Origin of the sequence: Sedimentitalea nanhaiensis DSM 24252, assembly GCF_000473225.1 — a bacterium.
GTDB lineage: Bacteria > Pseudomonadota > Alphaproteobacteria > Rhodobacterales > Rhodobacteraceae > Sedimentitalea > Sedimentitalea nanhaiensis.
The window spans coordinates 1,913,597-1,938,699 of record NZ_KI421509.1; the positions used below are offsets into that span (position 1 = coordinate 1,913,597).

Annotated in this window: 20 protein-coding genes, 1 tRNA gene and 3 pseudogenes; 11 read left to right on the forward strand and 13 right to left on the reverse strand. The window is 62.4% G+C overall.

What is annotated here, in order from left to right; translation table 11 throughout:
- Both NANH_RS26035 and NANH_RS0111180 read right to left on the reverse strand, forming a co-directional pair.
- Nucleotides 1-520 (reverse strand): helix-turn-helix domain-containing protein (locus NANH_RS26035; RefSeq protein ID WP_036049747.1); only part of this gene is annotated, 520 nt, incomplete at its 3' end.
- A 497-nt stretch (nucleotides 521-1,017) separates the two neighbouring features.
- A tRNA-Thr gene (locus NANH_RS0111180) sits at nucleotides 1,018-1,093 on the reverse strand.
- Nucleotides 1,094-1,370: 277 nt separating this feature from the next.
- Between NANH_RS0111180 and NANH_RS29810 the strand changes: the two are divergent.
- Nucleotides 1,371-1,646 (forward strand): annotated as a pseudogene (locus NANH_RS29810) (DNA cytosine methyltransferase); the annotation flags it as partial.
- 55 nt (nucleotides 1,647-1,701) lie between these two features.
- On the opposite strand, the gene NANH_RS29300 reads toward NANH_RS29810, so the two are convergent.
- The 3 genes and pseudogenes from NANH_RS29300 to glpK all read right to left on the reverse strand — a co-directional run bounded on the left by NANH_RS29300 (nucleotide 1,702) and on the right by glpK (nucleotide 3,904).
- On the reverse strand, nucleotides 1,702-1,953 hold the full coding sequence (locus tag NANH_RS29300) for a hypothetical protein (protein ID WP_245601545.1): 252 nt from the start codon (nucleotides 1,951-1,953) through the stop codon (nucleotides 1,702-1,704).
- Nucleotides 1,954-1,982: 29 nt separating this feature from the next.
- Nucleotides 1,983-2,279 (reverse strand): annotated as a pseudogene (locus tag NANH_RS28505) (transposase); the annotation flags it as partial.
- Between the two features lie 146 nt (nucleotides 2,280-2,425).
- Nucleotides 2,426-3,904 (reverse strand): glycerol kinase GlpK, encoded by a 1,479-nt coding sequence (gene glpK / locus NANH_RS0111195; protein WP_027262125.1) that lies wholly within the window; start codon nucleotides 3,902-3,904, stop codon nucleotides 2,426-2,428.
- A 175-nt stretch (nucleotides 3,905-4,079) separates the two neighbouring features.
- On the opposite strand from glpK, the gene NANH_RS0111200 reads away from it, so the two are divergent.
- The 6 genes and pseudogenes from NANH_RS0111200 (at nucleotide 4,080) to NANH_RS27930 (ending at nucleotide 10,128) form a co-directional block, all read left to right on the forward strand.
- The gene (locus NANH_RS0111200) at nucleotides 4,080-5,561 is read left to right on the forward strand and encodes an ABC transporter substrate-binding protein (RefSeq protein WP_027262126.1); all 1,482 of its coding nucleotides are present in this window, start codon (nucleotides 4,080-4,082) and stop codon (nucleotides 5,559-5,561) included.
- 62 nt (nucleotides 5,562-5,623) lie between these two features.
- Nucleotides 5,624-6,034: a (R)-mandelonitrile lyase gene (locus NANH_RS0111205; RefSeq protein WP_027262127.1), complete on the forward strand. Its 411-nt coding sequence runs from the start codon at nucleotides 5,624-5,626 to the stop codon at nucleotides 6,032-6,034.
- A 114-nt stretch (nucleotides 6,035-6,148) separates the two neighbouring features.
- Complete coding sequence (locus tag NANH_RS0111210) at nucleotides 6,149-7,096, forward strand: ABC transporter permease (protein ID WP_027262128.1); 948 nt, start codon at nucleotides 6,149-6,151, stop codon at nucleotides 7,094-7,096.
- A complete protein-coding gene (locus tag NANH_RS0111215; protein WP_027262129.1) occupies nucleotides 7,093-7,908 on the forward strand; it encodes an ABC transporter permease in 816 nt (271 codons plus the stop codon). Before NANH_RS0111210 ends, NANH_RS0111215 begins: the two co-directional genes overlap by 4 nt.
- The gene (locus NANH_RS0111220) at nucleotides 7,905-9,518 is read left to right on the forward strand and encodes an ABC transporter ATP-binding protein (protein ID WP_027262130.1); all 1,614 of its coding nucleotides are present in this window, start codon (nucleotides 7,905-7,907) and stop codon (nucleotides 9,516-9,518) included. Before NANH_RS0111215 ends, NANH_RS0111220 begins: the two co-directional genes overlap by 4 nt.
- A 92-nt stretch (nucleotides 9,519-9,610) precedes the next feature.
- Nucleotides 9,611-10,128, forward strand: a pseudogene (locus NANH_RS27930) (aldehyde dehydrogenase family protein).
- A 119-nt stretch (nucleotides 10,129-10,247) separates the two neighbouring features.
- Here the strand turns inward: NANH_RS27930 and NANH_RS0111235 are convergent.
- From NANH_RS0111235 to NANH_RS0111255, 5 genes are all read right to left on the reverse strand, one after another.
- Complete coding sequence (locus tag NANH_RS0111235; RefSeq protein ID WP_027262133.1) at nucleotides 10,248-12,203, reverse strand: AAA family ATPase; 1,956 nt, start codon at nucleotides 12,201-12,203, stop codon at nucleotides 10,248-10,250.
- 49 nt (nucleotides 12,204-12,252) lie between these two features.
- Nucleotides 12,253-13,380, reverse strand: a complete 1,128-nt coding sequence (locus tag NANH_RS0111240; RefSeq protein ID WP_027262134.1) for a hypothetical protein — start codon at nucleotides 13,378-13,380, stop codon at nucleotides 12,253-12,255.
- Between the two features lie 37 nt (nucleotides 13,381-13,417).
- A complete protein-coding gene (locus tag NANH_RS0111245; RefSeq protein ID WP_027262135.1) occupies nucleotides 13,418-14,494 on the reverse strand; it encodes a hypothetical protein in 1,077 nt (358 codons plus the stop codon).
- 189 nt (nucleotides 14,495-14,683) lie between these two features.
- Nucleotides 14,684-15,892, reverse strand: coding sequence for an aminopeptidase P family protein (locus tag NANH_RS0111250; RefSeq protein WP_027262136.1), 1,209 nt, complete (start codon nucleotides 15,890-15,892; stop codon nucleotides 14,684-14,686).
- Between the two features lie 114 nt (nucleotides 15,893-16,006).
- The gene (locus NANH_RS0111255) at nucleotides 16,007-16,792 is read right to left on the reverse strand and encodes an alpha/beta hydrolase (protein ID WP_027262137.1); all 786 of its coding nucleotides are present in this window, start codon (nucleotides 16,790-16,792) and stop codon (nucleotides 16,007-16,009) included.
- 185 nt (nucleotides 16,793-16,977) lie between these two features.
- Between NANH_RS0111255 and NANH_RS0111260 the strand changes: the two genes are divergently transcribed.
- From NANH_RS0111260 to NANH_RS26050, 4 genes are all read left to right on the forward strand, one after another.
- The gene (locus NANH_RS0111260; RefSeq protein WP_027262138.1) at nucleotides 16,978-18,453 is read left to right on the forward strand and encodes an NAD-dependent succinate-semialdehyde dehydrogenase; all 1,476 of its coding nucleotides are present in this window, start codon (nucleotides 16,978-16,980) and stop codon (nucleotides 18,451-18,453) included.
- 303 nt (nucleotides 18,454-18,756) lie between these two features.
- A complete protein-coding gene (locus NANH_RS0111265; protein WP_027262139.1) occupies nucleotides 18,757-19,293 on the forward strand; it encodes an RNA polymerase sigma factor in 537 nt (178 codons plus the stop codon).
- On the forward strand, nucleotides 19,290-21,185 hold the full coding sequence (locus NANH_RS0111270; protein WP_027262140.1) for a vWA domain-containing protein: 1,896 nt from the start codon (nucleotides 19,290-19,292) through the stop codon (nucleotides 21,183-21,185). The genes NANH_RS0111265 and NANH_RS0111270 overlap by 4 nt, the downstream gene beginning before the upstream one ends.
- A gap of 74 nt (nucleotides 21,186-21,259) precedes the next feature.
- The gene (locus tag NANH_RS26050) at nucleotides 21,260-22,459 is read left to right on the forward strand and encodes a cytochrome P450 (RefSeq protein WP_051372376.1); all 1,200 of its coding nucleotides are present in this window, start codon (nucleotides 21,260-21,262) and stop codon (nucleotides 22,457-22,459) included.
- Nucleotides 22,460-22,600: 141 nt separating this feature from the next.
- On the opposite strand, the gene NANH_RS0111280 is transcribed toward NANH_RS26050, so the two are convergent.
- The 3 genes from NANH_RS0111280 to NANH_RS0111290 all read right to left on the reverse strand — a co-directional run bounded on the left by NANH_RS0111280 (nucleotide 22,601) and on the right by NANH_RS0111290 (nucleotide 25,039).
- Nucleotides 22,601-23,077: an Hsp20 family protein gene (locus NANH_RS0111280; RefSeq protein ID WP_027262141.1), complete on the reverse strand. Its 477-nt coding sequence runs from the start codon at nucleotides 23,075-23,077 to the stop codon at nucleotides 22,601-22,603.
- 214 nt (nucleotides 23,078-23,291) lie between these two features.
- Entirely contained in the window at nucleotides 23,292-24,140 is an 849-nt protein-coding gene (locus NANH_RS0111285; RefSeq protein WP_245601447.1) for a trypsin-like serine peptidase, read from the reverse strand.
- 89 nt (nucleotides 24,141-24,229) lie between these two features.
- A complete protein-coding gene (locus NANH_RS0111290; protein WP_027262143.1) occupies nucleotides 24,230-25,039 on the reverse strand; it encodes a trypsin-like serine peptidase in 810 nt (269 codons plus the stop codon).
- Nucleotides 25,040-25,103: the final 64 nt, after the last annotated feature.

The window sequence follows — 25,103 nt, forward strand, 5'->3', positions numbered from 1 at the left end:
CATGCGTTTGCAGCAGATAGGCCCGCACCAAGAAGGCGCGGCTGTGCGACAGCTTGATATGGGCGACCTGAAGCTTGATCCGCTCGCCGCCAACATAGGCCCAGTCCTCGCTCCAATCGAATTGAAACGCCTCGCCAGGCTGGAACACCAGCGGAACGAAGACCCCGCGGTCAGTCGTGTGATACGCGCGTTGCCGTTCACCCTTCCAGTCCCGCACAAAGGCCGCGACCCGCTCATATGAGCCATCAAAGCCAAGCTGCACCAGATCGGCATGCATCTGCTTGGCAGTCCGCCGCTCCTTGCGTGTTTTGCGCTGCTCAGACAGCAACCAAGCTGTCAGCTTCTCAGCATACGGATCCAGCTTGCTCGGCCGGTCCGGTCTCTGGAATTCGGGTTCGACAATCCCGGCCCGCAGATATTTCTTGATCGTGTTGCGAGACACGCCTGTTCGCCGCGCAATCTCGCGAATGGGCATCTTGTCTCGCAGCGCCCATTTCCGAATGACCCTCAAAAATCCCATGTCTACCACTCCAATAGCCCCCAGCTGAATCAAGCAGGGGCAAGGTTGCACATGGGTCAATTCTCAATGACAATTTCTGCAGTTGCCGGGTCAGTTCTCAGTGACAATCAACAGACAAAGGCACCGACGACGGTTGTTCCCTGTTTCTTCAATTCACTGCTGCTCATAACGGTTCCTCTACTAACGAAATCGGCCACCAGAGTTTCCTCTGGCAGCCGGGGAGTTAGTAAGCCGCCGCAAGACGACCGCGCTGGCCTTTAGGCCGGAGCCCTGGACATACGCCAGTGCCTCCCCGACCATAGAGGTGCGAGGAGGTGTCATCACGGTCGACACCGACCGCTTGCGGTGGGGTTACTACGCCCCGGGATCGGCTCTTTCTGCCAATCCTGAGCACAACCTAGCCCGGATGCCTGAAAATCGAAAGGCCAAACGTCACCTTGCAGCCATGCCGAAGGCGTTGATTCCAGTGCCAAAATCGGGGTGAAGTCTAAGAAGGGTGGTGCCGCTGATAGGACTCGAACCTACGACCCCATCATTACGAATGACGTGCTCTACCAGCTGAGCTACAGCGGCATCCTTCTCTTTCCGCGGCCCTACTATGGCCCTACTAGTTACTGCGTGCCTCCTCTAACTCACTGGTCTTGAACGTCAATCGCGGATGGACCCGCTACTTACGAAACAGTTGCTCTACCAGCTGAGCTATTGGGGCACGCGGCTGATCGTTTAAACGACGAGGCGTGGTCGGGCAAGCCTGATCGTCTTGTCCCGGGCATGATTTGTTCATCTCAATCGTCTATGTGGACGGTGGATTCATCAACGCTCTATAAGTTCTCAAAATGTTCCCGGAGGCATGGGCCTGGAATCGACAAGCATCGACCTGTTTTGCGGGGCGGGCGGATTGAGCCTTGGGCCCGAGCGCGCTGGCTTCCATTCGGTGCTCGGACTCGACACCAATCGGGACGCGATGGAAACCTATCGTCGCAGATTTCCAAATGCCAAAACCGAGGAACAGTCAATCGTCGATTTCGACTTCCGCCAATGGCACGGTGTCGATCTGGTGGCAGGCGGTCCCCCGTGTCAGCCGTTTTCGAACGGCGACAAACGCCTTGCGGCGCAAGATGCGCGCGACATGCTCCCAGAATTTGCCCGCGCGGTGAACGGGGTGATACCACGCGCTTTCATCATGGATGAACGTCGCTGGCCTGCCTGCGCCGCGCAACCGCGAATACATGACCGAGATCATGGGTTTGTTCAGCTAAAAATACACAATCCTTTCCCCTCAGGCGGTCAACGCTGCCGACTACGGTGTGGCGCAGCGACGCATTCTCGTCCAGCTCATCGGCCTGCTCAAAGGTCAGGTCGCTTTCCCTGAACCAACGCACGTTGGGCAACATATCGGCGCCGATACGGTTCTGCGTCGAGGCGAAATCCAAGGCGAAGCGCACCTGTCAAAGGTCGTCCGTGCGCGCAATCCCGATCTTCGAACCAGCCCGTAATATGGCAGGCTCACATTCAGTGTCTTCTGGCGGCACAGGGTGCTGTAGTCGGGCACGGCCCAGTCCGGACCCGGCCAACCGCAAAAGGGCCTCTAGGACGTCGGCCGTTTGCCGCATTGGCATATCGAACACACTTACAAAGCCAGGCACGCCGGGGCCGCAGCGTCACCGAACTGGCTTTGGCGTCCACGCTTGCCACTCGGCGGCGGCACCCAGATCATCTCAGGGTCAAACCAGATTGACAGCGATCCGCGCCTCTTCAACGCTGTGTTATACGAAGATCAGTTCTTGGTCTTGTACTTCGCCGGGGCCCAACTGCTCATGCCTCCCGGCTATCACGCTGGATTCAAACAGTGAACCCCAGACACAATTTGTACAACAAAGCTTTCGTGACGCACACGGGTATGGCTCAGACGCTCCTGGCCGCCGCAACCGCACGCAGCCAGCGGGCGTGGCGCGCATCGCGATCCGCTGCGTCGGTCCGTGGCTCGAACCGACGATCCAGCGCCCAGGTCTGCGCAAACCCGTCGCGATCCGGATAGACCCCGGCCCGCATCCCCGCCAGCCAAGCCGCACCCAGCGCCGTGGTTTCCTGCATCACCGGACGATCCACCGGCGCGCCCAACAGATCGGCCAGGCTCTGCATCGTCCAGTTGCTGGCGCTCATGCCGCCATCCACACGCAACACGGTCTGCGCATCGGCATTCCAATCGTCGCGCATCGCCTGGTACAAATCGCGGGTCTGAAATGCCACGCTCTCCAGCGCAGCACGGGCAAAATCCGCCGGACCCGAATTGCGCGTCAGCCCGAACACGGCCCCCCGACAGTCCGGATCCCAATAGGGCGCGCCCAGACCGGTAAAGGCCGGCACGATCACCAGATCCTGCGCCGGATCCGCCGCACGGGCCAATGTTCCGGCCTGATCCGCTCGCTCCAGAATACCCAGCCCGTCGCGCAGCCACTGCACCACCGCACCGGCGATAAAAATCGACCCTTCCAGCGCATAGCTGCGCTGACCGTCCAGTTGATAGGCCACGGTGGTCAACATCCTGTTGTTGGACGCAACCGGGCTGGTTCCGGTGTTCAGCAGCGCAAAACACCCGGTGCCATAGGTCGATTTCATCATCCCCGGCGCAAAACAGGCCTGCCCGATGGTCGCTGCCTGCTGATCGCCCGCCACCCCCAGAATCGGCACCGTCCCGCCCAGCAGATCGGTGCTGCCGAACTCGGCGGCACAGTCGCGCACATCCGGCAACATCGCCAACGGAATGTCCAGCAGAGCGCAGATCTGCGCACTCCATTCCCCCGTGCGAATGTCAAACATCAGCGTGCGCGCCGCATTGGTGGCATCGGTGGCATGCACTTTCCCACCGGTCAGCCGCCAGATCAGGAACGTGTCCACGGTGCCGAACAACAGATCGCCGCGTTCGGCCGCCGCGCGGGCACCATCCACATTGTCCAGAACCCATTTCAACTTGGTTCCGGAAAAATACGGATCCAGCAACAGCCCCGTCACCGAACTGACCAAAGGCTCATGGCCCTCGGCTTTCAGCCGCGCGCAGATCCCGGCGGTGCGCCGGTCCTGCCAGACAATCGCGTTATGCACCGCCTTGCCGGTGGTGCGATCCCAGACCACAGTGGTTTCACGCTGGTTGGTGATGCCGATTCCGGCCAGATCGCGGGCGTCAACGCCTGCCCCGGCCAGAACGTCGCGACACACGTCGACGGTGGTCTGCCACAAATCTTCGGGGTCGTGCTCGACCCATCCGGCTTTGGGGAAATACTGGGCAAACTCCTGTTGCGCAACGCCGACCTTGCCCATCGCCCCATCAAACAGGATCGCCCGTGTCGACGTCGTTCCCTGATCTATTGCCAGAACATGTACCATGTCCCGCCCTCCCCAATTGCCGTTTGACCCTGTTTAGACCGCACTCGGTCCGACGATCCAACCCTCAACCGCCACAGCGCGGCGCAATATCCGCTTGTATAACCCGGCGTCTCGGCCAAAACTGCCGCTCAATCGTGCCGCGAACCGGCACCAACGACCCACAGGGAGATTGCACATGACTCACTTTTCCACACTGGCGCTGGCCAGCGCGATTGCCGTTGCCGCCGGGTTCGGAGCGGCCCAGGCCCAGACCGATATCACCGTTGCGATACAACTGGAACCGCCGCATCTGGACCCGACCAGCGCCGCCGCGCAGGCCATCGACTCGGTGGTCTATTCCAACATATTCGAGGGGCTGACCCGTATCATGGGCGACGGTTCCGTCGTTCCGGGGCTGGCCGAAAGCTGGGAAATCTCGGACGACGGGCTGGTCTATACCTTCAAGCTGCGAGACGGCGTCACCTTTCACGACGGCACCACGATGGACGCCGAAGACGTCAAGTTCAGCCTGGACCGCGCCCGCGCCGAAGACAGCGTGAACGCCCAAAAGGCCCTGTTTGACGCCATTGCCGAGGTCGAGGTCGTGGATCCGACCACCGTCAGGGTTACCCTAAGCGAACCCAACGGTCTGTTGCTGTTCAACCTGGCCTGGGGCGATGCGGTGATCGTCGCGCCCGAAACCATCGAGACCATCAAGACCAGCCCGGTCGGCACCGGCGCGTTCAAATTCACCAATTGGGTGCAGGGCGACAAGATCGAGATCGAAAAGAATCCGGACTACTGGGGCACCCCCGCCGCATTGGACAAGGCCACGTTCAAATTCATCTCCGATCCCACCGCCGCCTTTGCCGCAATGATGGCCGAGGACCTGGATGTCTATGTGAACTTCCCGGCCCCAGAAAACCTGCCGCAGTTTGAGGCCGACCCTCGGTTCCAGGTGCTGAAGGGCACCAGCGAAGGCGAGACGATCCTCGGCATCAACAACAAGCAACCGCCGTTTGACGACATCCGTGTACGCGAGGCCGTGGCCCATGCCATCGACCGTCAGGCCATCATCGACGGCGCGATGTTTGGCTATGGCACCCCCATCGGTACCCATTTTGCGCCGCATCACCCGGCCTATGTCGATCGGACCGGCATCTCTGCCTATGACCCCGAAAAATCCAGGGCGCTGCTGGCCGAAGCCGGGTTTGCCGACGGGTTCGAAACCACCCTGCACCTGCCGCCGCCGTCCTATGCGCGGCGCGGCGGCGAGATCATCGCCTCGCAACTGGCGCAGGTCGGCATCACCGCCGAGATCGTCAACGTGGAATGGGCGCAATGGCTTGAAACCGTGTTTCGCGGCAAGAACTTTGGCCTGACCATCGTCAGCCATACCGAACCGATGGATATCGGCATCTATGCCCGGCCCGACTATTACTTCCAGTACGACAATGCCGCGTTCCAGGATCTGATGGCGACGCTGAACCGCACCACGGACCCGGACGAGCGTACCGAACTGCTGGGACAGGCCCAGACCGTCATCGCCGAGGATTACGTCAATGCCTATCTTTTCCAACTGGCCTGGCCAACCGTCGCCAAGGCCGGGGTCCAGGGGCTGTGGACCAACGCACCAACCGCCGCGATCGATCTGACCGGCGTCAGCTGGGCCAACTGACCCCATCGGCAGGGCCCACCAACCGGGCCCTGCCGCCACAGCCGGACACAAGAGAGAGCACCATGGACATCATGACAGCGGGCAGTCGGCCCACCAAGCAGGCCAGCGCCGACTGGTTCACCGGCACCGTCTGGCAGGACCCGATCATCCAGGCACCCGACCCGGCCCGCATCGCCGCCCTGCGTGTCACGTTTGAACCCGGCGCGCGCACCGCTTGGCACAGCCATCCGCTGGGACAGACCCTGCATGTTGTTTCTGGTCTCGGTCTGGTCGGTCTGCGCGCCGCCGCGCCGCGCGTCATCCGCCCCGGAGACACCGTCTGGATTCCACCCGGCGAAGAACACTGGCACGGTGCCACGGCAGACACCGGCATGGTGCATCTGGCGATGCAGGAAATGCAGGACGGACGGGCGGCGGACTGGCTGGAACACGTCAGCGATCAGGATTATGCGCGCGCACCGACCGATCCCTAGCTCCGCCGCTGTAGCCCCCCGCGTATGTACGCCGTATGTACATGCTCTGTACGCCAGCCATACCCTGCCTTTTGCCTCTGGACCATGGGCCACCACCGCCCTAACGTGACCGCAATGTTGCGCTATTCCCTCAAACGTCTCACCTCTCTGTTGATCAGCCTCGCGGTTGCCTCGCTGGTCATTTTTCTGGTGATCGAGGTCGCCCCCGGCGATCCCGCCAGCTTTATGCTGGGCATCAACGCCCAACCCGACACCGTGGCCGCGCTGCGCACTGAACTGGGGTTGGATGTGCCCAAATGGCAGCGATACCTGGACTGGGTAGGCGGCATGTTGCGCGGCGATTTCGGCACCTCCTATACCTATCGTACCCCGGTGGCGGGGATGATCGGGGATCGGCTTTGGGTCTCTCTGCCTCTGGCGCTTTTTGCGCTAACCCTCTCTACAGCAATCGCTTTTCCAGCTGGCATCTATGCCGCGTCGCGGCGTGGCAAACCCGGCGACGTGGCCGTGATGGGGGCCACGCAGCTGGGGGTGGCCGTTCCGAACTTCTGGTTCGCGATGATGCTGGTGCTGATTTTTGCCATCAACCTGCGCTGGTTCAACGCCGGTGGATTCGTCGGCTGGGACGCCGGCTTCTGGGCCGGGATACGCTCGCTCACCCTGCCTGCAATCTCACTGGCGCTGCCACAGGCGGCAATCCTGGCCCGCGTCATGCGCTCGTCCCTGCTGGACATTCTGGGCGAAGATTTCATGCGCACCGCCCGCGCCAAGGGTCTCAGCCGTCGTCAGGCCCTGTGGCAACACGGAGTCCGTAACGCCTTGATTCCAGTACTGACTATCATCGGATTGCAATTCTCGTTCCTGCTGGCGGGATCCATCATCATCGAACAGGTGTTCTATCTGCCCGGCCTTGGCCGACTGGTGTTCCAGTCGATCAGCTCGCGCGATCTGATCGTGGTGGAAAGCGTCGTGATGCTGCTGGTCTTCTCGGTCATACTGGTGAATTTTCTCGTCGATCTGGCCTATGCGCTGGTTGATCCCCGCCTGAGAACCCGCACATGAACCGCAGTCTGATCATCGGCATCGCGCTGTCCTCGCTGGTGGTGTGCGCCGCCCTGCTGTCCTTTGTCTGGACGCCCTATGACCACACGGTCATGGACATCCCGGCGAAACTTCAATTGCCCGGCCCTGCCCATTGGTTTGGCACCGACCATTTCGGGCGCGACATCTTCAGCATGATCATGGTCGGCGCGCGCACCTCGATCGCCGTGGCGCTGGTGGCTGTCGGCATCGGCATGGTGCTGGGCGTGCCCCTGGGCCTGACCGCAGCGGCGCGCAAAGGGTCGTGGCTGGACGAAGTGATCATGCGCGGCAACGACCTGGTCTTTGCCTTTCCCAGCCTGGTCATCGCCATCCTGATCACCGCCGTGTTTGGGGCCGGCGCGGTGAACGCGATCATCGCCATCGGCATCTTCAACATCCCGGTTTTTGCCCGCATCAGCCGCAGTGCCGCGCTGTCGCTGTGGGAACGCGACTTTATCCTCGCCGCGCGCGTTTGCGGAAAATCCGGCGCGCGGATCTCGCTTGAACACATCCTGCCCAATGTCACCAACCTGCTGATCGTACAGGGCACGATCCAGTTCAGTCTTGGCATTCTGGCCGAAGCGGGCCTGTCCTATGTCGGGCTGGGCGCACAACCTCCGACGCCCAGTTGGGGGCGGATGCTGGCAGATGCACAAACCATGGTCAGCTTTGCGCCGCATCTGGCACTGATCCCCGGAATCGCGATTATCCTGACGGTTCTGGGGCTGAACCTGATGGGCGACGGTCTGCGCGATTATCTGGATCCCCGTTTGCGGATCAGCCGCACATGAGCCTGCTGAGCATAGAAAACCTGTCCCTGTCGATTCACCGGTTCGACATTCTGGCGGATGTTTCCCTGTCGGTTGCCCCCGGCGAAATCGTCGCTGTCACCGGCGAAAGCGGGTCCGGAAAATCCATGACCGCGCTGGCCGTGATGGGTCTGTTGCCCGACAGCGCCAGCACGCGGGGCCGGATCGATCTGGACGGCACCGATATCCTGAAAACGCCGGAACCGGGTATGTGCGCCATCCGCGGTCAGCGTGTCGGCATGGTGTTTCAGGAGCCGATGACTGCGCTCAACCCGGTCAAGACCATCGGCGATCAGGTGGCTGAAACCATTCTCGTCCACAAGGCGATGACGCCCGCAAAGGCACTGGATCGCGCGCGCGAGATGCTGGACCGGGTCGGTCTGCCCGCCGACCGTTTCCCGCTGTCGCGCTATCCGCACGAGTTGTCGGGTGGCCAGCGCCAGCGGGTCGTTATCGCCATGGCCATCGCCCTGCGTCCGAAATTGCTGATCGCGGACGAACCCACCACCGCCCTGGATGTCACCACGCAGGCGCAGATCCTTGACCTGCTCAAGGGGCTGGTAGCGGACTATGGCATGGGTTTGTTGATGATCACCCACGATCTGGCTGTGGTGGCCGACATGGCCGACCGGATCGTGGTGATGCGCAACGGCGAGGTGGTCGAACAGGGACCGACAGCGGACTTGCTGGTCAACATGCAACACCCCTATACCCGGATGCTGTTTGCCGCCTCGGGCCATCAGGTCAGCCTGCCACCACCCCCCGCCCCGGTGCCACTGCTGCAGGTGCAGAATGTCCATCGCGACTATCGGCTGTCGCGCACCCGCCTGTTCGGCGACCCCGGCTATTTCCGTGCGGTGAACGACGTGTCCTTTACCCTGAACCGGGGCGAACGGCTGGGGCTGGTCGGCGAATCCGGGTGCGGAAAATCCACTCTGACGCGCGCCATTCTGGGGCTCGAAAACATCCAGCACGGTCAGATCCTGCTGGATGGCCAACCGGTATTTACCGGCCACAAGCCCAACCTTGCCGTGCGCCGCAAGATGCAGGTGGTGTTTCAGGATCCGTTTGGCAGCTTCAATCCGCGTCACCGGGTCGACCGATTGATCACCGAACCGTTTCATTTGCTCGTCTCCCCGCCCACGGGCACGGCGCGACAGGACGCCATCGCCGAGGCCCTGACCGCTGTCGGCCTGCGGCCGCAAGACGCGCAGAAGTACATACACGAATTCTCGGGCGGCCAGCGTCAGCGCATCGCCATCGCCCGCGCGTTGATCACCCGGCCCGACCTGATCCTGTTTGACGAGGCCGTCAGCGCGCTGGATGTTTCGGTGCGCGCACAGATCCTGGACCTGATGGCCGAACTCTGCACGGCCTACGATCTGACCTATCTGTTCATCAGTCACGACCTGAGCGTCGTGCGCACTGTGACGGATCGTGTACTGGTGATGCAGGCCGGGCAGATCGTCGAGGCCGGCGAGACCGCAGACGTCTTCACCAACCCACAGCACCCATATACGCAAACCCTGATCGCAGCGGCACCGCAACTGCCCGATCTGGAGGCCCTGCAACGGCGCCAATCTCATGTCTGATCCTCTCTGATTCGATCCCACGCTCTGTCTGATCGGTGGCACATGGGTGCCAGAGGAGAATCAGCGAACCCTGCCGTTGATCGACCCGCCCGATGGCAGCGAAATCTGCCATATCGCACGCTGCGGATATCGGGGCCGCCCTGCCGTTTCCGGTCAATGCCGCGATTCAGAAGGCCGGGCAGACCTGTTCGGCCAGTTCCCGTATTCTGGTGCAGGGCCGCGTTTATGACACGGTACACGAGCGGATGGCGGCAGCCTATGCAGAGTGGGGCGCAGATCTGACCATCGCAACATAGGGGCCAATACAACCCCGGTGCTGTTTGCCGATATTCCCCCGGATTACCCGCTGGCGCGTGATGAAATCTTTGGTCCGGTACAGGCGATGATCCCATTTGACACCGAACAGGACGCCATCGCCAATGGCACCGACTACGGTCTGGTTGCCAGCATCTGGACCCGCGACGGTGTCCGGCAGATGCGCCTGGCGCGGGCATTGCGGACGGGCCGCGTGTTCTTCAACAACTACGGCGCGGACGGCGGGGTCGAATTGCCATTTGGCGGGATTGGAAAATCCGGGCATGGCCGGGGAAAAGGGGGCGAGGCGCTGTAGGGGTTCTTACAACTGAAAACCGTCGCGGCCTTGCACGGCTAACGGTTTTGACTGTCCCCTGAAATATCTGGCATCGCGTTGAAATCCCTGATTTTCAGGCAGCGATTGGTGATCGAGTTCTAAGTCGAACTGCTGTCATCCCCCTTGGCCGCCAGATAACGCCGCTTGGCTTCTTCCATCCGGGTCATGTCCCGCACGGCGGTTTCAATCGCGACCTCGTCCGACTTGTCGGCATAACGGAACTCGCTGTCCGCATAGCGGTTGATTTCCTGCAATACCATGTCGGTGGTGATCGGCACCCTCAGATCTTCGATCATCGCTTTCTTGGTGTCATAGTCGCGGAACAGGAAAAGTTCCGGGTCGTCCATCCACTCATCCGGCAGTTCAAAATCCATTGCGCGCACCTTGACCGCGTCGGTGATGTTCTTGATCGCACGCCCGGTAAAGCGCTCATCGGCCTGCTGGATCGCTTTCAGATAGGTACCCAGCTTGGCAATCGTGTCCAGGTCTCCGATCTGTCCTTGAACGCGGTCAAACACCTGTACCAGCCCCGACTCGTGCGGACGATTGTGGCTTGCGAAACTGGCGGAAACGGCCTTTTTGATTTCCTGCGCGGCATAGGCATCGTGCGCTCCCAGCGGAATGTCATGGTTGCGCCCCATCAGCAGATGCAGAATATCGATGTAATCCTCGCGCGACTGTGGCCCATCGACCAGAAACCGCGCCCCGGCGCGTTGCCGCAGCGCGTCATCGACGTTTTCCGGATAGTTCGAGAACATTCCAAAAGTGCAGTTGCCACGCACCATGGTGTTTGCACCGGCAAAGCTTTCCATCAGCACGGCGGTGATTTCCAACTGGCCCGCGCTGGATTGGCGATCGCCGCGCTTGCCCGCCAGCGTGTCGATATCGTCGATGGTGCCGAACCCGATCGCGGCGGGGTCGAGAATGGTGTTCACAAACGCCTTGGCGTTCTGGCCCGACTTGCCTTGATAGCTGTCGATATTGTCCGTGCTGAAGTTCTGATAGCGGAACGGATAGCCGACATTCAGGCAATAGTCGTTGATCAGCCCCGCCATCATCTGGATCAGCGTCGTCTTGCCCGTCCCCGGTTTGCCATCGCCCATAAAGGTAAAGATGAACCCGCCAAGTTCGGCAAACGGGTTCAGGCGGCGCTCGAAATCATAGGCCATCAGCATCTTGGCCAGCTTCATGGCCTGATATTTGGCGATATGATTGCCCACGACTTCGTTCGGTTTCTTGAACGTCATGGTCAGCGTGCTCGACCGGGCCTTGCTGGCCGGGGCAAAGCCGCGAATGGTCAGATCGTCCGCCGCGATGTGCCAAGCGGAGGCAATGAACGATGCCAGATACGGCGCGCTTTGTGCCCGCAGTGCAGCCTTTTCCATCACCTGTTCCGCATGGGCGCCGAGGGCGGCGACCAGCCGGGGATCATCCGTTGCGTGGCTGGCCAGATTCTGGTCCAGCTCCCACAGGGTGCCGTGCAGAGCCAGCTGAGCATTGTCCGTCAGCAGCTCCTGCACCTCGCCGACATCGACGGTGGTTTCGGACTGATGCGTCGAAAGAAGATAAGCCAGCGCATTGGCAAAGACGTGCAGCGAAATCAGCGCCTCGGCCGCCAGCAGTTCGGAAAACTCGGTCTTGCGGGCGGTGGGCAGATCGCCGGTCAGATTGGCGCGTTTAAAGTCGGACAAGGCGGTCGCCTGCGCGAAATTCCCGGCCATGGCCAACGCAATGGCCAATGCGCGGCGCAGGGCCTGCATCGAAACCGCCTGTTGCGGCGAGGTCAGCACATCGCCGCCATCACAGGATCGGATACGCTCGATCAGATGAACACCCTCGGGGCGGGCAGTGCTGCGGGTCGCCAATCCCGGCGTGGTCGAACGGAACCGCCGACGGGTGCCCAGCCCGGCGGACCGATCGGTCGCTGGTGCGGCTGCCAGCGCGGTGGCAATGCGCGGTGTATGATCAAACCCGCCCAGCATGGCTTCGGCGGCGGGATAATGCTTTCGGATATCGTCTTCGCGCAATTCCATCTGGTCGGCGGTAAGCGTCATGGCGGCAACCTTCAATTTCCTGTTGTTGTTGGCGGCTTGCACCAGACGGTCAGTAGCGCAGCACCTGCCCCGAGTCGCTGACGACAAACTTGCGCACGTCCGCAAAGCCCGGCGGATCGCGTTCGGCCAGCACCTGATAAGGGCGTTGCGGCAGAATAATGGCGCGTTGTGTCCGGGTTGCACCGGTATCGACCCCGCGCCCCGAAAACGGATCCAGCGCAAACACCTGACGCTCGACCGTCGAAAACCAGCCAGCGCGGGTTTCGATCTCGCGTTCGCTTTCGAGCACCTCGTCGGTCCAGGCCAGGGCCCAATCCTGCCCCTCGGGCGACGCCGCGTCGGCGAGAACATCGCGCAGGGGGCCGGACTGATGGGTATAGGCGTTGGAATACATCGGACCCAGATGGAAGCGGCGCAACCTTTTGGGGTGCAGGTCGTCAAAATCTTCGTCAAATCCGCGCGCAATGGTCACCAGTTTCAGCGCACCCAGACTTTGTGCCATCAGATGTGCCTGAACCTCGGGCCAGCGGTTCTGGTCCTTGGGCAGCGCGGTGCGCCCGCCATCTTCGAGTTCCATCAGATAGACCACCGGCAGGTTCACCTGGCTGTCATAGACCGCCCAGTGCAACAGGAAACGGCGTCGCCCCGCCTCGGCGTCGCCGATCCATTGACAGTCCGGATCGTTGCGCGCCCAAAACAGCTGACCTCGGGACAGTTCCTGATAATAATACCGCTGAGACAAGGCGAATTGCAGCCTGGTCGGCACCTCGCGCGCGCCGATAATGGTGCGCACCATATCATCTTTCAGGGCCTCTTCGGACGGCATGTTGGCCAGATGAACCGCCGCTTGCTGCGCATCGTTTGCCATTGTCATCAGCTCGGCGGCCACCGGAAAGCCACTGTCCCTGGTATCCATCGCGAGTGAGCCGAAAAACCGCCCGGTGTCGCGCCCGGCCAACAGATATTTCATCGACAGGGCGCGAAAGGTGAAGGTCAGCGCCATCAGATAGCGGGTCAGCACCCTGGCTTCGGCTTTGGACAGCGCGCCGTCCGCCTGCATCACCGCCGCAACCCGCAGCAGATGCGCGGTGATCGTTTCGAACTTGCGGAAATATCGCCGCGACATAAAGGTATCGGCCAGGCCGGCATGGTCGCTTGCAGGGTCGATTTCCTGCATCACGCGCCCCCGCCCCAGAAGGTCATATGCCGCATGGTCAGGCTCCGTAGATGTTCTTGTCGTGCTTTTCGACAATCGCCGCGAACCGGCGGGCAAAGCGTTCATCCGCCTTGGCCTTGGCCTGCAACACATCGCGTGCAAAGACCATGTGGTCTTCGTGGCTTTCCATCATGTCGGCCATCTTCTGGTTGGTCGCGGTGCCGATGGCGGCCATCGCGGTCTGCGCTTCCTGGTCCGTCTTGACCCCGATCTCGTTGATCCGGTGCGCCACATCCTGCTGCTGCGCCGTTTTCAGCGATTTGGACAGCGCGTCATACAGCACCACCCGCTGGCGGGTATCGGTTTCCAGCTTGTTGATCAGCACCATCTGCGTCGCCGCCTGATTCTGCAGGCTGTCGACCCAGGTCTTGCCCTTTTCGATATAGCGTTCCAACGTCTGGCTTTTGGCCAGCTTTACCTGTTCATCCCGCACCAGTTCGTTGTAGCGGGTGTTCATCTCGGCCAGCTCGGTTTCCAGCTTGGTGCGTGCGGCGGCGTCCTGTTCGACGCTGATACGGTTTTCAATCTTGATGATTTCCGGATCCATTTCCAGAATCCCGGCGCGCACGGTTTCGAGTTCGCCAACAGTGACCTCGCGTTCGTCCAGCGTGCCGGTCAGGTTCTCTTCCACCTTTTCCTTTTGCTCGTTCAGCACTGTCAACTGGCCTTGCAACAGCGTGACGATCACGTCGGACTTGGCGATCAGATCTTGCAGCTTGTCGTCGATATTGGCTGTACGCATGCGTTCCTGGCGCAACGAATCCGATTTGCCCTTGCTGAAAAGACCGACAAAGCTTTCCCAGCCGGTCTTGCTGCGCATCTCGTCGAAATCCTTGGAGAATGCGCTGGTCACATCGTCCAGCCCCATGATCAGCTCGGCGATATTGGCATTCATCACCTCGGTATGGGCATGAACGTCTTCAAGCGTCGCGTTTTCGATGTCGATATCCGCGTTTTCGCCGGCGTCTATCTTTGCCCGCGCTGTCTCGATCCGGCTGGTCATGGCCTGAATTTCAGCCTGCGATTTGGCCACCTGGGCCTGCGAGTCGCGCACCAGCGCGTCAAAATCCGCCATCACTCTTTCCTTTTCTCAATACCCGGCCCAAACCCCACCGTTCTGCACCTGTCACATCGCGGGTCGTGCCGAGCCTGGAGAAAGTGTCGCAAAACACCCGGTGAAAGGAAAGAGCGCATTCAACAGGGAAAGCCCCGCGCGACCTGGCCTTTTGGCAGGACCGCGCAGAGTTTTGGCCGGTCGTTCCGATCAGCCGATCACGTTGAAGTCCGGCCCATACGGATAGCCAGTGATATTCTCGTTTCCGTCCTCGGTGATCACAAGGATATCATGTTCGCGATACCCGCCTGCGCCGGGCTGACCCTGAGCAATGGTCAGCATCGGTTCCATGCTGATGACCATGCCAGGTTCCAGCACCGTGTCAATATCTTCGCGCAGCTCAAGCCCCGCTTCGCGGCCATAATAATGCGACAGCACGCCAAAGGAATGCCCATAGCCAAAGGTGCGGTATTGCAGCAAATCCCGTTCGGCAAAGAAGGCATTGATCTGATGGGTGATATCCGCGCAGCTGATGCCCGGTTTCAGCAGCGACATGCCATATTCATGCGCCGCCACATTGGCCTGCCAGATTTTCAGGCTGGCGGCATCGACGGATTCGACAAACAGAGTACGTTCCAGCGCGGTGTAATAGCCCGAGATCATTGGAAAGGTGTTCAGCGACAATATATCGCCGCGCTCCAGAACCCGCCCGGTGACAGGGTTATGTGCGCCGTCCGTGTTCAGGCCCGACTGAAACCACACCCAGGTGTCGCGGTACTCGGCATCGGGGAAACGCTTGGCGATTTCGGCCTCCATCGCATCGCGCCCCGCCATCGCCACGTCGATTTCGCGCACGCCCGGCCTGATGGCATCGCGGATCGCATAGCCGCCCACATCGGCCACCTGTGCGCCGTGTCGGATCAAGGCAATCTCGGCATCGGATTTGTGCATACGCTGGCGCATCGTGGTTTCAAACAGATCCACGAGGGTCAGCGGTTGCAGGAAATCCTCAAGCTTGTCGCGCTGCATCAGGGTCAGGTGGTCGCCCTCATAGCCGATTATGCCGCCGGTGCCCGTGACCGAAGCTACCGCGCGCCAATAGTTGTCGCGTTGCCAGTCGGTATAGGTGATGCTGTCGCAAAAGCTGCGCCGCCAGGGCTGACCGGCGTCGATGCCCGCGCTGATCGTCACGCAATCGGTTTCGGTGACCACCAGCCCATAGGGGCGGCCAAAGGCACAGTACAGAAACCCCGAATAATAGGCGATATTGTGCATCGAAGTGAAGACTGCGGCGCTGACCCCTGCGGTCTCCATCCGTTCGCGCAACTCTTCGAGGCGGTCCTGGTATTCGGAAACGGCAAATGGCAATGCCGCCTTTTCGCCGTTGTGAAAGCGGTACATGTCAGGGCGTGTGGTCATAATCGACCCTCCTTTGCAGAAAGGTCCCGGCGTTCAGGACGGTAGGGAAATACGGACCGTGCGGCGACGCCATCGCCGAGGGTGAGGCCGGTTTGCCCCGACGGCACGCACAGGTCAAGCCGTCAAGCGACACACAAGGTCGCTTTGCGCATCTTCCATCGCGTCGATCACGTCGAAATGGTGCTTGCCCGGGGCAATGACATGATCCGCATGCCATTTTTCGGCCAGCCAGCGAGCCTGATCCAGAAAGGCCGGGCGTTCATCGGCCCCAACCCAAACCGTGACCGGAACCTTCCGGCGGTCGGTCATGAACAGAGGGCTTTCATCAATGGCGGCCTGCTCGGTCAGCTTGAAATCCTCGTTCATCGTGGTTTTCAGCAGCGGACGCAGATCGGAAAGCGGCGACACCGGGACCACGGCAGAAATCCTTTGGCCGACCGCATCCGGAATCAGGCAGCGGTCCAGCATCCGCGCACCGAGGTGTCCGCCAGCCGAATGACCGGTGATCGCAATCGGACCCTCGGTACGGGCCGCCACTGATCGGACGGCAACTGCGATCTGACGGGTGATATCGGCAATCGAAACCTGTGGACACAGGTCATAGGACGGCATTGCCACCGCCCATCCCCGCGCCAACGGCCCCGCCGCCAGATGCGACCACGCGCTGCCGTCGAAAGCCCGCCAGAAGCCGCCATGAATGAACACCACCGTGCCTTTTGCCGCATTCTGCGGGCGAAAAACGTCAAATGCCTGACGCGGACTGTCCCCATAGGGCAGCCCCAGTTCGGCGCGCCCACCCAGCCCGTCGCGAAACGCCTTGGCCTTGGCCTGCCAGCGCGGCGGATAGCCCTCGGCCCCTTTGATATGGGACGCATTGGCATATGCATCGTCAAGTTCCATTGGATCTCCCTTGAAAGTAGCCCATAGCGGTCTGGGTTTCAGCAGCACCGGGATCTGGTACCTTTCGCAATCTTCGAACGTAAACTTCGATAGGCTGTGACCTGGATAAGCGCAAACCGCTGTAGACAAACCCTGCCCCAACTGGTTTGGCTGCGCGAGTAGATTTTTTGCCGGAGGAATTCCCCATGCTGGATGCGACAACTGACCTCAAATCACTGCTTAATGACCCGGACCTGCTGGCCACCAAGGCCTATATCGGTGGCCAATGGGTCGATGGCGACAACGGCACCTTTTCCGTGACCAACCCGGCGCGGGGCGACGTGATCGCCGAGGTGGCCGACCTCAGCCGCGCACAGGTTGCAGATGCCATCGCACAGGCGGAAATGGCGCAAAAGGAATGGGCCGCGATGACCGGCAAGGAACGCGCGGGCATCATGCGCAAGTTCTTTGACCTGATGATGGCGAACGCGCAGGACCTGGGCACCATCCTGACCGCCGAACAGGGCAAGCCGCTGACCGAAGCCGTGGGCGAGATCGCCTATGGCGCGTCGTTCATCGAATTCTTTGGCGAAGAGGCCAAGCGGATCTATGGCGAAACCATCCCCGGCCATCAGCGCGACAAGAGAATTACCGTTTTGAAACAACCGATTGGCGTGGCCGCGTCGATCACGCCATGGAACTTTCCCAATGCGATGATCACCCGCAAGGCGGCCCCGGCGCTGGCTGCGGGCTGTGCCTTTGTGGCGCGTCCGGCCAAGGAAACGCCGCTGTCCGCGCTGGTCATGGGCGTGCTGGCGGATCGCGCCGGTATCCCGGCGGGCGTGTTCAACGTGGTCACATCATCAAGTGCCAGCGCCATCGGTAAGGAATTCTGCGAGAACCCCGCCGTGCGCAAGCTGACCTTTACCGGATCGACCGAAGTCGGGCGGATCCTGCTGAAACAGGCGGCCGACAGCGTCATGAAATGCAGCATGGAGCTGGGCGGCAACGCCCCGTTCATCGTGTTTGACGACGCCGATCTGGATGCCGCCGTCGAAGGCGCGATGCTGTGCAAGTTCCGCAACAACGGCCAGACCTGTGTCTGCGCCAACCGGATCTATGTGCAGGCCGGGGTCTATGACGCATTTGCCGCCAAGCTGAAGGTGGCGGTCGAAAACCTGAAGGTCGGCGACGGGCTGGCCGACGGCGTGACCACCGGGCCGCTGATCAACAGCGAAGCCGTTGAAAAAGTTCTGGAACATCTGGGCGACGTCACGGCCAAGGGCGGCGAGGTTCTGACCGGCGGCAAGGCACACGAACTGGGCGGCACGTTCTTTGAGCCCACTGTCGTGACCGGTGTCACCCAGGACATGGCCGTGGCCAAGGAAGAGACATTCGGCCCGCTGGCACCGCTGTTCAGGTTCGACGATGTGGACGAGGTGATCGCCATGGCCAATGACACGATCTTTGGTCTGGCGGCGTATTTCTATGCCAAGGATCTGAGCCGGGTCTACAAGGTGGCCGAAGCGCTGGAATATGGCATCGTCGGCGTCAACACCGGCATCATCAGCACCGAGGTCGCCCCGTTTGGCGGGGTCAAGCAATCGGGCCTGGGCCGCGAAGGCAGCCACCACGGCATCGAGGATTACCTGGAGATGAAATACATCTGCATGTCGGTCTGACCCGACTGCGATGCGGATTCTGGCGGGGCGGCCCTTGGGTCGCTCCGTTTGCGTTTGCCCCGATGTTGCCGAAAGGTTAACCCAAAATCCTCCGGCGGCGCATGTGGGGCGTGAAACGTCTTGTTAACAAGGGTTACGGGGCAAACCCCCGGTATGGCAGGCGTACATACCCTGTACATACCGCGTACATACGCAGGGACCGGGCCGGTTAAGCCGCCGCACGGTGGAATCAGGGTGGCAAAGTTTTTTGCGCTGCCCGCCAAGGATGGACCGATGGCGCGCGTCACAGGGTATGAGATGCGGATGGATACAGGCGACGAAAGCCTGGCGAGGGCGGCGGCGGCCGGGGATGGCAGGGCCTTTGCGGTGCTGCTGGAGCGGCGCTATGACGGGCTGTTCGGGCTCGCGTTCCGGCTGACCGGCAGCCGTGCCGAGGCCGAGGACCTGACCCAGGATATCTGTGCCGCCTTGCCCTCGAAAATCGCGCGGTTCGACGGACGGGCGCGGTTTACCACATGGCTGTACCGGGTGGCGGTCAATGCGGCCCATGACCGCCGCCGTCGTGCCGCCAGCCACGCCCGCGCCGCGCAGGGCTGGGGCGGATGGGAGATCGCGCGCCGCGCCGCCGATACCGAAACCGCAGAACAGGTCGACTGGCTGATCGCGGCGATGGCGGCGCTGCCCGAGGATCTGCGCGATACGCTGGCGCTGGTGCTGGATGACATGCCGCATCGTGAGGCCGCCGAAGTGCTGGGCATTTCCGAAGGCACGGTCAGCTGGCGCATATTCGAGGCCAAGAAACGCCTGAAAACGATACGGATGCAGGAGGACCAGGCATGAGCGACGATCTGGACGATCTGAAGGCCGCGATGCGGGCGCCGGCGCCAGATGCCGAGACCCGTGCCACGCATCTGGCGCTGGCGCAGAAAAATTTCGACCGGCTCCAAGAAAGCGGCGCGCAGGTGCGTCCCAGTTCCAATCGCCCACGTTCGGGCCTTTGGACAGGAGTACGACAGATGTTGACCACACTCACCTCGCGCGGGGGACTGACCGCGACCACCGCCATTGTTGCCGTCGCTCTGGTGACGCTGACCCCGATCCGCGACATGGTGCTGCCACCGGTCGGACCCGTTTTGACCCCCGCACCCGCGCCGGTCGAGGATCTGGCCGAGGCCGAAATGGCGGTGCAGCAAGACAGGCCCGCGCAGGGCATGGACAACATGGCCCGCCCGCAGCTGGCCAAACGTGCAGCGCAACCGATGTCGGGCGCGGTTGCCACTCCCATGGCGGCGCCGACGATCACGCCGCCCATGCCCCGCCGTGACATTACCCTGCCCGAGGCCGACAGCGAACGGTTTGCCAATGCGCCGGGCAATCCGGTGCATATCACCGCCGAGACCCCGGTATCGACCTTTTCCATAGATGTGGATACCGCGTCTTATGCGGTGGTGCGCAATGCGCTGTTGAACGGTGCCTTGCCTGAGCCGGACATGGTGCGGATCGAAGAGATGGTGAACTATTTCCCCTATGATTACGCCGCGCCCGACGGTGATGCGCCGTTTCGGCCCACGGTGTCGGTCAGCCCGACGCCCTGGAATGCCGGCACGCAGCTGGTGCAGATCGGCATTCAGGGCGCGCTGCCTGCGGTGGCGGATCGCCCGCCGCTGAATCTGGTGTTTCTGATCGACACCTCCGGGTCGATGGATCAGCCGGGCAAATTGCCGCTGTTGAAGCAGTCCTTTGCGCTGATGCTGGGGCAGTTGCGCGACCGGGATCAGGTTGCCATCGTAACCTATGCGGGCAGTGCGGGGCAGGTGCTGGAACCGACCCCGGCCAGCGAGCGTGCCACGATTTTGGCAGCGCTGAACCGGCTGGACGCGGGTGGGTCGACCGCCGGGCAGGCCGGGTTGCAGCAGGCCTATGCCACTGCCGCCGCGATGGCCGAGGAGGGCGAGGTCAGCCGGGTGATTCTGGCCACCGATGGCGATTTCAACGTCGGCCTGTCGGATCCCGCGGCGCTGAAGGCGTTTATCGCCGAACAGCGCGACAGCGGCACCTACCTGAGCGTGCTGGGGTTCGGACGGGGCAATCTGGACGATGCGGCGATGCAGGCGCTGGCCCAGAACGGCAATGGGCAGGCAGCCTATATTGACACCCTGGCCGAGGCGCAGAAAGTGCTGGTGGATCAATTGACCGGGGCGCTGTTTGCGATTGCCGATGACGTCAAGATCCAGGTCGAGTTCAACCCCGCCGTAATCGCCGAATACCGGCTGATCGGCTATGAAACCCGCGCTCTCCGGCGCGAGGATTTCAACAATGACGCGGTGGATGCGGGCGAGATCGGAGCCGGTCACGCGGTGACGGCGCTGTATGAAGTCACGCCGGTGGGCTCGGCCGCGCAGCTGAGCGATTCGCTGCGCTACGGGGCGGCCCCGGTGGGCGGTACGGCCGACGAGCTGGGGTTTCTGCGGCTGCGGTACAAGGTGCCGGGAGGAGATAAAAGCGTGCTGATCGAACAGGCGATCCCGGCGGGTGCGGCGCAGTCCGAGGCGGGGTTTGCCGCCGCCATCGCCGGGTTCGGGCAATTGCTGCGCGGCGGGACATATCTGGGCGACTGGGGTTATGGCGATGCCATCGCGCTGGCCAATGCGCACAAGGGCGCGGATGCCTATGGGTATCGTGGTGAGGCGGTGCAGCTGATGCGGCTGGCGCAAAGTCTGGCGGCGCGTTGACGTAGGGTTGGGGGGTGATTTCATGCGTCAGCACGGTACCGTTGACGCATGGAACCCAGCCGCGAGGGACACAGATGCCGCTGACATTGCGCGATATTCCACGCTTTCCCGACTATGTGACCGGGCAGACCGATCATCAGTTCATGCAGGCGGCACGGGCCCGGGGTCCGCTGGCGATGGATCGCTATGGGTTCGTCACGGCGTTTTCGCAGGCCCATATGGAGATGTTCAACGACGACCGCTGGACCCGGCAGATCGAGCTGGAGGGGATGCGGGCGGCAGGTGTGAGCAGCGGTCCGATGTTCGATTTCGTGCAGAATGCGTTGTTGTTTGCCAATGGCCAGACCCATCGCAACCGCCGCGCACCCCTGGTGCGTACCTTTGCCCACAAGGTGATCGCCGAGCTGCGCCCCGAAGTGGCGGCGCGGGCGGAGGCGATGATCGCGCCGTTGCGCGGGGCCGGGTCAGTGGATTTTGTCCAGGCGATCGCCGGGCCGCTGCCCGCACAGGTGATCGCGGCCATCGTCGGCGCCCCGGAAGAGGACACCGCGATGTTCGCGGCCCATGTCTATTCGGCGGTTCGCGGGCTGTCCATTGTCGGCCCCGAGGAGCGCGCGGCATCGGATACCGACATGCGGCATCTGGATCGTTATGTGGCGGGTCTGATCGCGGACCGCCGCACGGCTCCGAAGGAGGATTTCCTCACCGACTATTTGAGACGGACCCAGGACGGGCCGTTGTCGGAGACCGAGGTGCGCGCCCAGATGATCGGGGTGGTTCTGGCCGGGTCGGACACCACGCGCGGGGCGCTGACCGCCACGGTGTCGCACTTGTTGCAGCACCCGGAACAATGGCGGATGTTGGTCGAGGCGCCGCAAACCTGGGCGGCGGCAGCGGCGTCCGAGGGGCTGCGGTTTGATCCCGTCATCGGGTCGCTGGCGCGGATCACCACCGAGCCGCGCGAGATCGAAGGCGTGATGATCCCGCAGGGCACTCTGGTGGCGGGCTCGATGCTGACGGCGTTGCGCGACCCGGCGGTCTATGCCGCCCCGGACCGGTTTGACATCACCCGGCAGGATCATCCGCGCCTGCATCCGGTGTTCGGGGGCGGACCGCATCGCTGTCTGGGTGAAGCGCTGGCGCGGATCGAGCTGGAAGAGGCGCTCGGGGCGCTGGCGCGCATCCTGCCAGATCTGGAGCTTGACGGCCCGCCTGCCCGTCTGCGCGGCTATGGCGCGGTGCGGGATCTGACGTCGATGCGGGTCCGCGCTTAAAACGGGTGTGAAAAGCCCCGCACCTGTCTGACCAGATGCGGGGCATACCGTCATTCCGAGGGAAGTCTGGTCTGGCGGTATCAGCCTTTCGGGGCCACCCCGAAAGACGTTGGAGCGGTTGCCATGCGAACCGCGGACGCCCTAGTTCACGGCCTTGGCGTCGACCACGTCTGTTTCCACCGACGCGGGGGTGGATCCGGAGATCTCGATCCGGCGCGGTTTCAGCGCTTCGGGGATTTCGCGCTGCAGGTCGATGTGCAGCATGCCGTCAGAATGGCTGGCGCCGATGACGCGGACATGTTCGGCCAGATGAAAGCGACGTTCAAAGGCGCGCGTGGCGATGCCACGGTGCAGGAAGGTACGCTCGGCCGTGTCCTCGTCGGCCTTGCGGCCGGAGACAACCAGTGCGTTTTCCTTGATCTCGACGCTGAGGTCGCTGTCGGAAAAGCCAGCGACGGCAATCGAGATGCGATAGGCATCTGTCGCGGTCTTTTCGATGTTATAGGGGGGATAGGTGGACTGGCCGACGTCGTTGGTCATGACGCGATCCATCAGATCGGCAATCTGGTCGAAACCAACGGTGGCGCGGTGCAGCGGTGCAAAGTCATATGTACGCATAGGTCGTTATCCTCGTGCTTGAGCGATGTACGGTTGCCCTCCGACAGGGACGGGCGGTTCTGGTCCCGGAACCCATTATGGCATTCCGATGCCTCAGAGATGGGCAGCGCAGGTGGTGGTTTCAAGTCCCCCGATTGCGCGCTGGCCGGTGTTGTGTGTTGAATTGTATTCAACATGCAGGGCGAATGGATGAAACCGGTCGAACATAGACGCTCTAGTTTCGGATGAACCTGGCCCCGGTCGAGCTGTTCCTGCCGCCGACTGTCAGACGCTGGATGCGCGCGGTCGTGGGGCGCAAGGCGGCGCGCAGCCGGGTTTTCAGGCGGGCAACCACCTCGGGCAGGGCCATGCCCAGGGCAACCTCCTGCCCGCCAACGGTGCCGCCGCCCGAGATCACCGAAACGATGCGCCCGCGCGTACCGGACTTTACAAACACCGGCGCGCCGGACGAGCCAAAGGTCACATCGCAGTCAAAGGCCATCAGCCCGTCCGCCTGTGCCACGATACTGCACCGGCGCTGGCGCGACAGGGCCTCGTCCCGGCCCCGCCCATAGGAGGTGACGCTGACCTGGGTTCCGACGCTTTGGCCGCGATACAGGATAAACGGGTCGGCGTCCCGGCTGGTGATCGGAGCGACCAGACGCAACAGGGCGACGTCGTGGCGCACGCGCCCGACATTATGGACCGCGCGGGGGTCATATTCAGGCGCGGCGGCGATCTGGGCCACCTTGCGGTCGGCAACGGATACCCCATCGCGCAACCCGGCGCGAAAGGTCAGCGTGTCGGGCAGATGCAGGTTATGCGTCTTGCGGTCATAGACGCAATGCGCCGCCGTCAGCACAAGGTCGGGCGCAATCAGCGTACCGGTACAATAGCCGCTGCCGCCGATGTCCAGACGGCCCACCGCCTCCCATCCCAGCAGGTCGTCGCGGTCGGTCAGCCGCACCAGCCCGGTGGTGTCGGCCATGGCGATGCCGGGCAGGCAGAGCGCCAGCATGGCCACGATCCATGGCGCTGTCCACCGCCGCTGGAAGTTCCCGAATAAATGGTCCGTCAGGTGCATCGTCTGCCCCCCTGTTGTCGCATCGCGGACAAGCCATGGCAGAGGAATACGGCGATATACGGGCACCACCCTGGCACGGATGGGACCGTTCAGGGGCGGATGAATTTCGCCCCGGTGTCGCGGCGTGGCTGGCCTATGGTGATTCGGTTCACACGCGGGGCCGGAGCCAGCGCGAACCCGGCCCCCGCATCGAGCTGCGCGCGCAACAGCGCCAGCGGTTCGTCAAGCGCGGTGCCCAGGGCCACGCGCTGGCCTTCGACCTCGGCCTTGGCCGAAACCACCGAAACGATGCGCGGGCGGCCATCGGCGAAGGAAAAGATCGGCGCGCCAGATGAACCGTGATCGACATCGCAGGACATCACCAGCACGCCCTCCTGGCGCGCCATCACGGCGCAGACCTCTTGCAGCGACGGCGCTTCAGCGCGGGACTTGGCATAGGACACCACCCCGACCCGATCGCCCTTGCGCGGTCGGGCGGCGGTGGCAAACGGTGTCACGGTGGTGTTGCGAATCGGTTGTTGCAGTTCCAGCAGGGCGACATCGGTGCTGACCCGCCGGGCTGAGACCGCATCGCCAAAGTCATAGTCCGGATGCACCACCGCGCGGCGCACCTGACGATAGGCCGAGGCACGCCCGTTGCGCCATCCGGCCAGGAATTCGATGGTTTCCGGGTCGATCCGGGCCTGCGAGCCACGGTCAAACAGGCAATGTGCGGCGGTCAGCACCAGATCGGGCGCAATCAGCGCGCCGGTGCAAAACCCGCTGCCGCCGATGTCCAGCCGGCCCACCGCCTGCCAGTCACGGCCCGCGTCGGCGGTGTCCAGCGGCCTGAGCGCAGCATCCTGTGCGACCGCAAGACCGGGCAACAGGGCCAGAACGAAACAGATCAACCGATACACCACAGGCCTCACCTCGAATCCATGCCACCCCACCCCTAGTGCAGTCTTGCGGCGAAAATGCGGC

Excerpts from the sequence above, each read along its gene's own strand:
- NANH_RS0111270 (WP_027262140.1), top strand. The coding sequence starts at position 19,290 with ATGAGCGACGATCTGGACGATCTGAAGGCCGCGATGCGGGCGCCGGCG.
- NANH_RS0111280 (WP_027262141.1), bottom strand. The coding sequence starts at position 23,077 with ATGCGTACATATGACTTTGCACCGCTGCACCGCGCCACCGTTGGTTTC.
- NANH_RS0111215 (WP_027262129.1), top strand. The coding sequence starts at position 7,093 with ATGAACCGCAGTCTGATCATCGGCATCGCGCTGTCCTCGCTGGTGGTG.
- NANH_RS0111205 (WP_027262127.1), top strand. The coding sequence starts at position 5,624 with ATGGACATCATGACAGCGGGCAGTCGGCCCACCAAGCAGGCCAGCGCC.
- NANH_RS0111240 (WP_027262134.1), bottom strand. The coding sequence starts at position 13,380 with ATGCAGGAAATCGACCCTGCAAGCGACCATGCCGGCCTGGCCGATACC.
- NANH_RS0111245 (WP_027262135.1), bottom strand. The coding sequence starts at position 14,494 with ATGGCGGATTTTGACGCGCTGGTGCGCGACTCGCAGGCCCAGGTGGCC.
- NANH_RS0111210 (WP_027262128.1), top strand. The coding sequence starts at position 6,149 with ATGTTGCGCTATTCCCTCAAACGTCTCACCTCTCTGTTGATCAGCCTC.
- NANH_RS0111285 (WP_245601447.1), bottom strand. The coding sequence starts at position 24,140 with ATGCACCTGACGGACCATTTATTCGGGAACTTCCAGCGGCGGTGGACA.
- NANH_RS0111200 (WP_027262126.1), top strand. The coding sequence starts at position 4,080 with ATGACTCACTTTTCCACACTGGCGCTGGCCAGCGCGATTGCCGTTGCC.
- NANH_RS0111260 (WP_027262138.1), top strand. The coding sequence starts at position 16,978 with ATGCTGGATGCGACAACTGACCTCAAATCACTGCTTAATGACCCGGAC.
- NANH_RS0111220 (WP_027262130.1), top strand. The coding sequence starts at position 7,905 with ATGAGCCTGCTGAGCATAGAAAACCTGTCCCTGTCGATTCACCGGTTC.
- glpK (WP_027262125.1), bottom strand. The coding sequence starts at position 3,904 with ATGGTACATGTTCTGGCAATAGATCAGGGAACGACGTCGACACGGGCG.
- NANH_RS0111265 (WP_027262139.1), top strand. The coding sequence starts at position 18,757 with ATGGATACAGGCGACGAAAGCCTGGCGAGGGCGGCGGCGGCCGGGGAT.
- NANH_RS0111235 (WP_027262133.1), bottom strand. The coding sequence starts at position 12,203 with ATGACGCTTACCGCCGACCAGATGGAATTGCGCGAAGACGATATCCGA.
- NANH_RS26050 (WP_051372376.1), top strand. The coding sequence starts at position 21,260 with ATGCCGCTGACATTGCGCGATATTCCACGCTTTCCCGACTATGTGACC.
- NANH_RS0111250 (WP_027262136.1), bottom strand. The coding sequence starts at position 15,892 with ATGACCACACGCCCTGACATGTACCGCTTTCACAACGGCGAAAAGGCG.
- NANH_RS0111255 (WP_027262137.1), bottom strand. The coding sequence starts at position 16,792 with ATGGAACTTGACGATGCATATGCCAATGCGTCCCATATCAAAGGGGCC.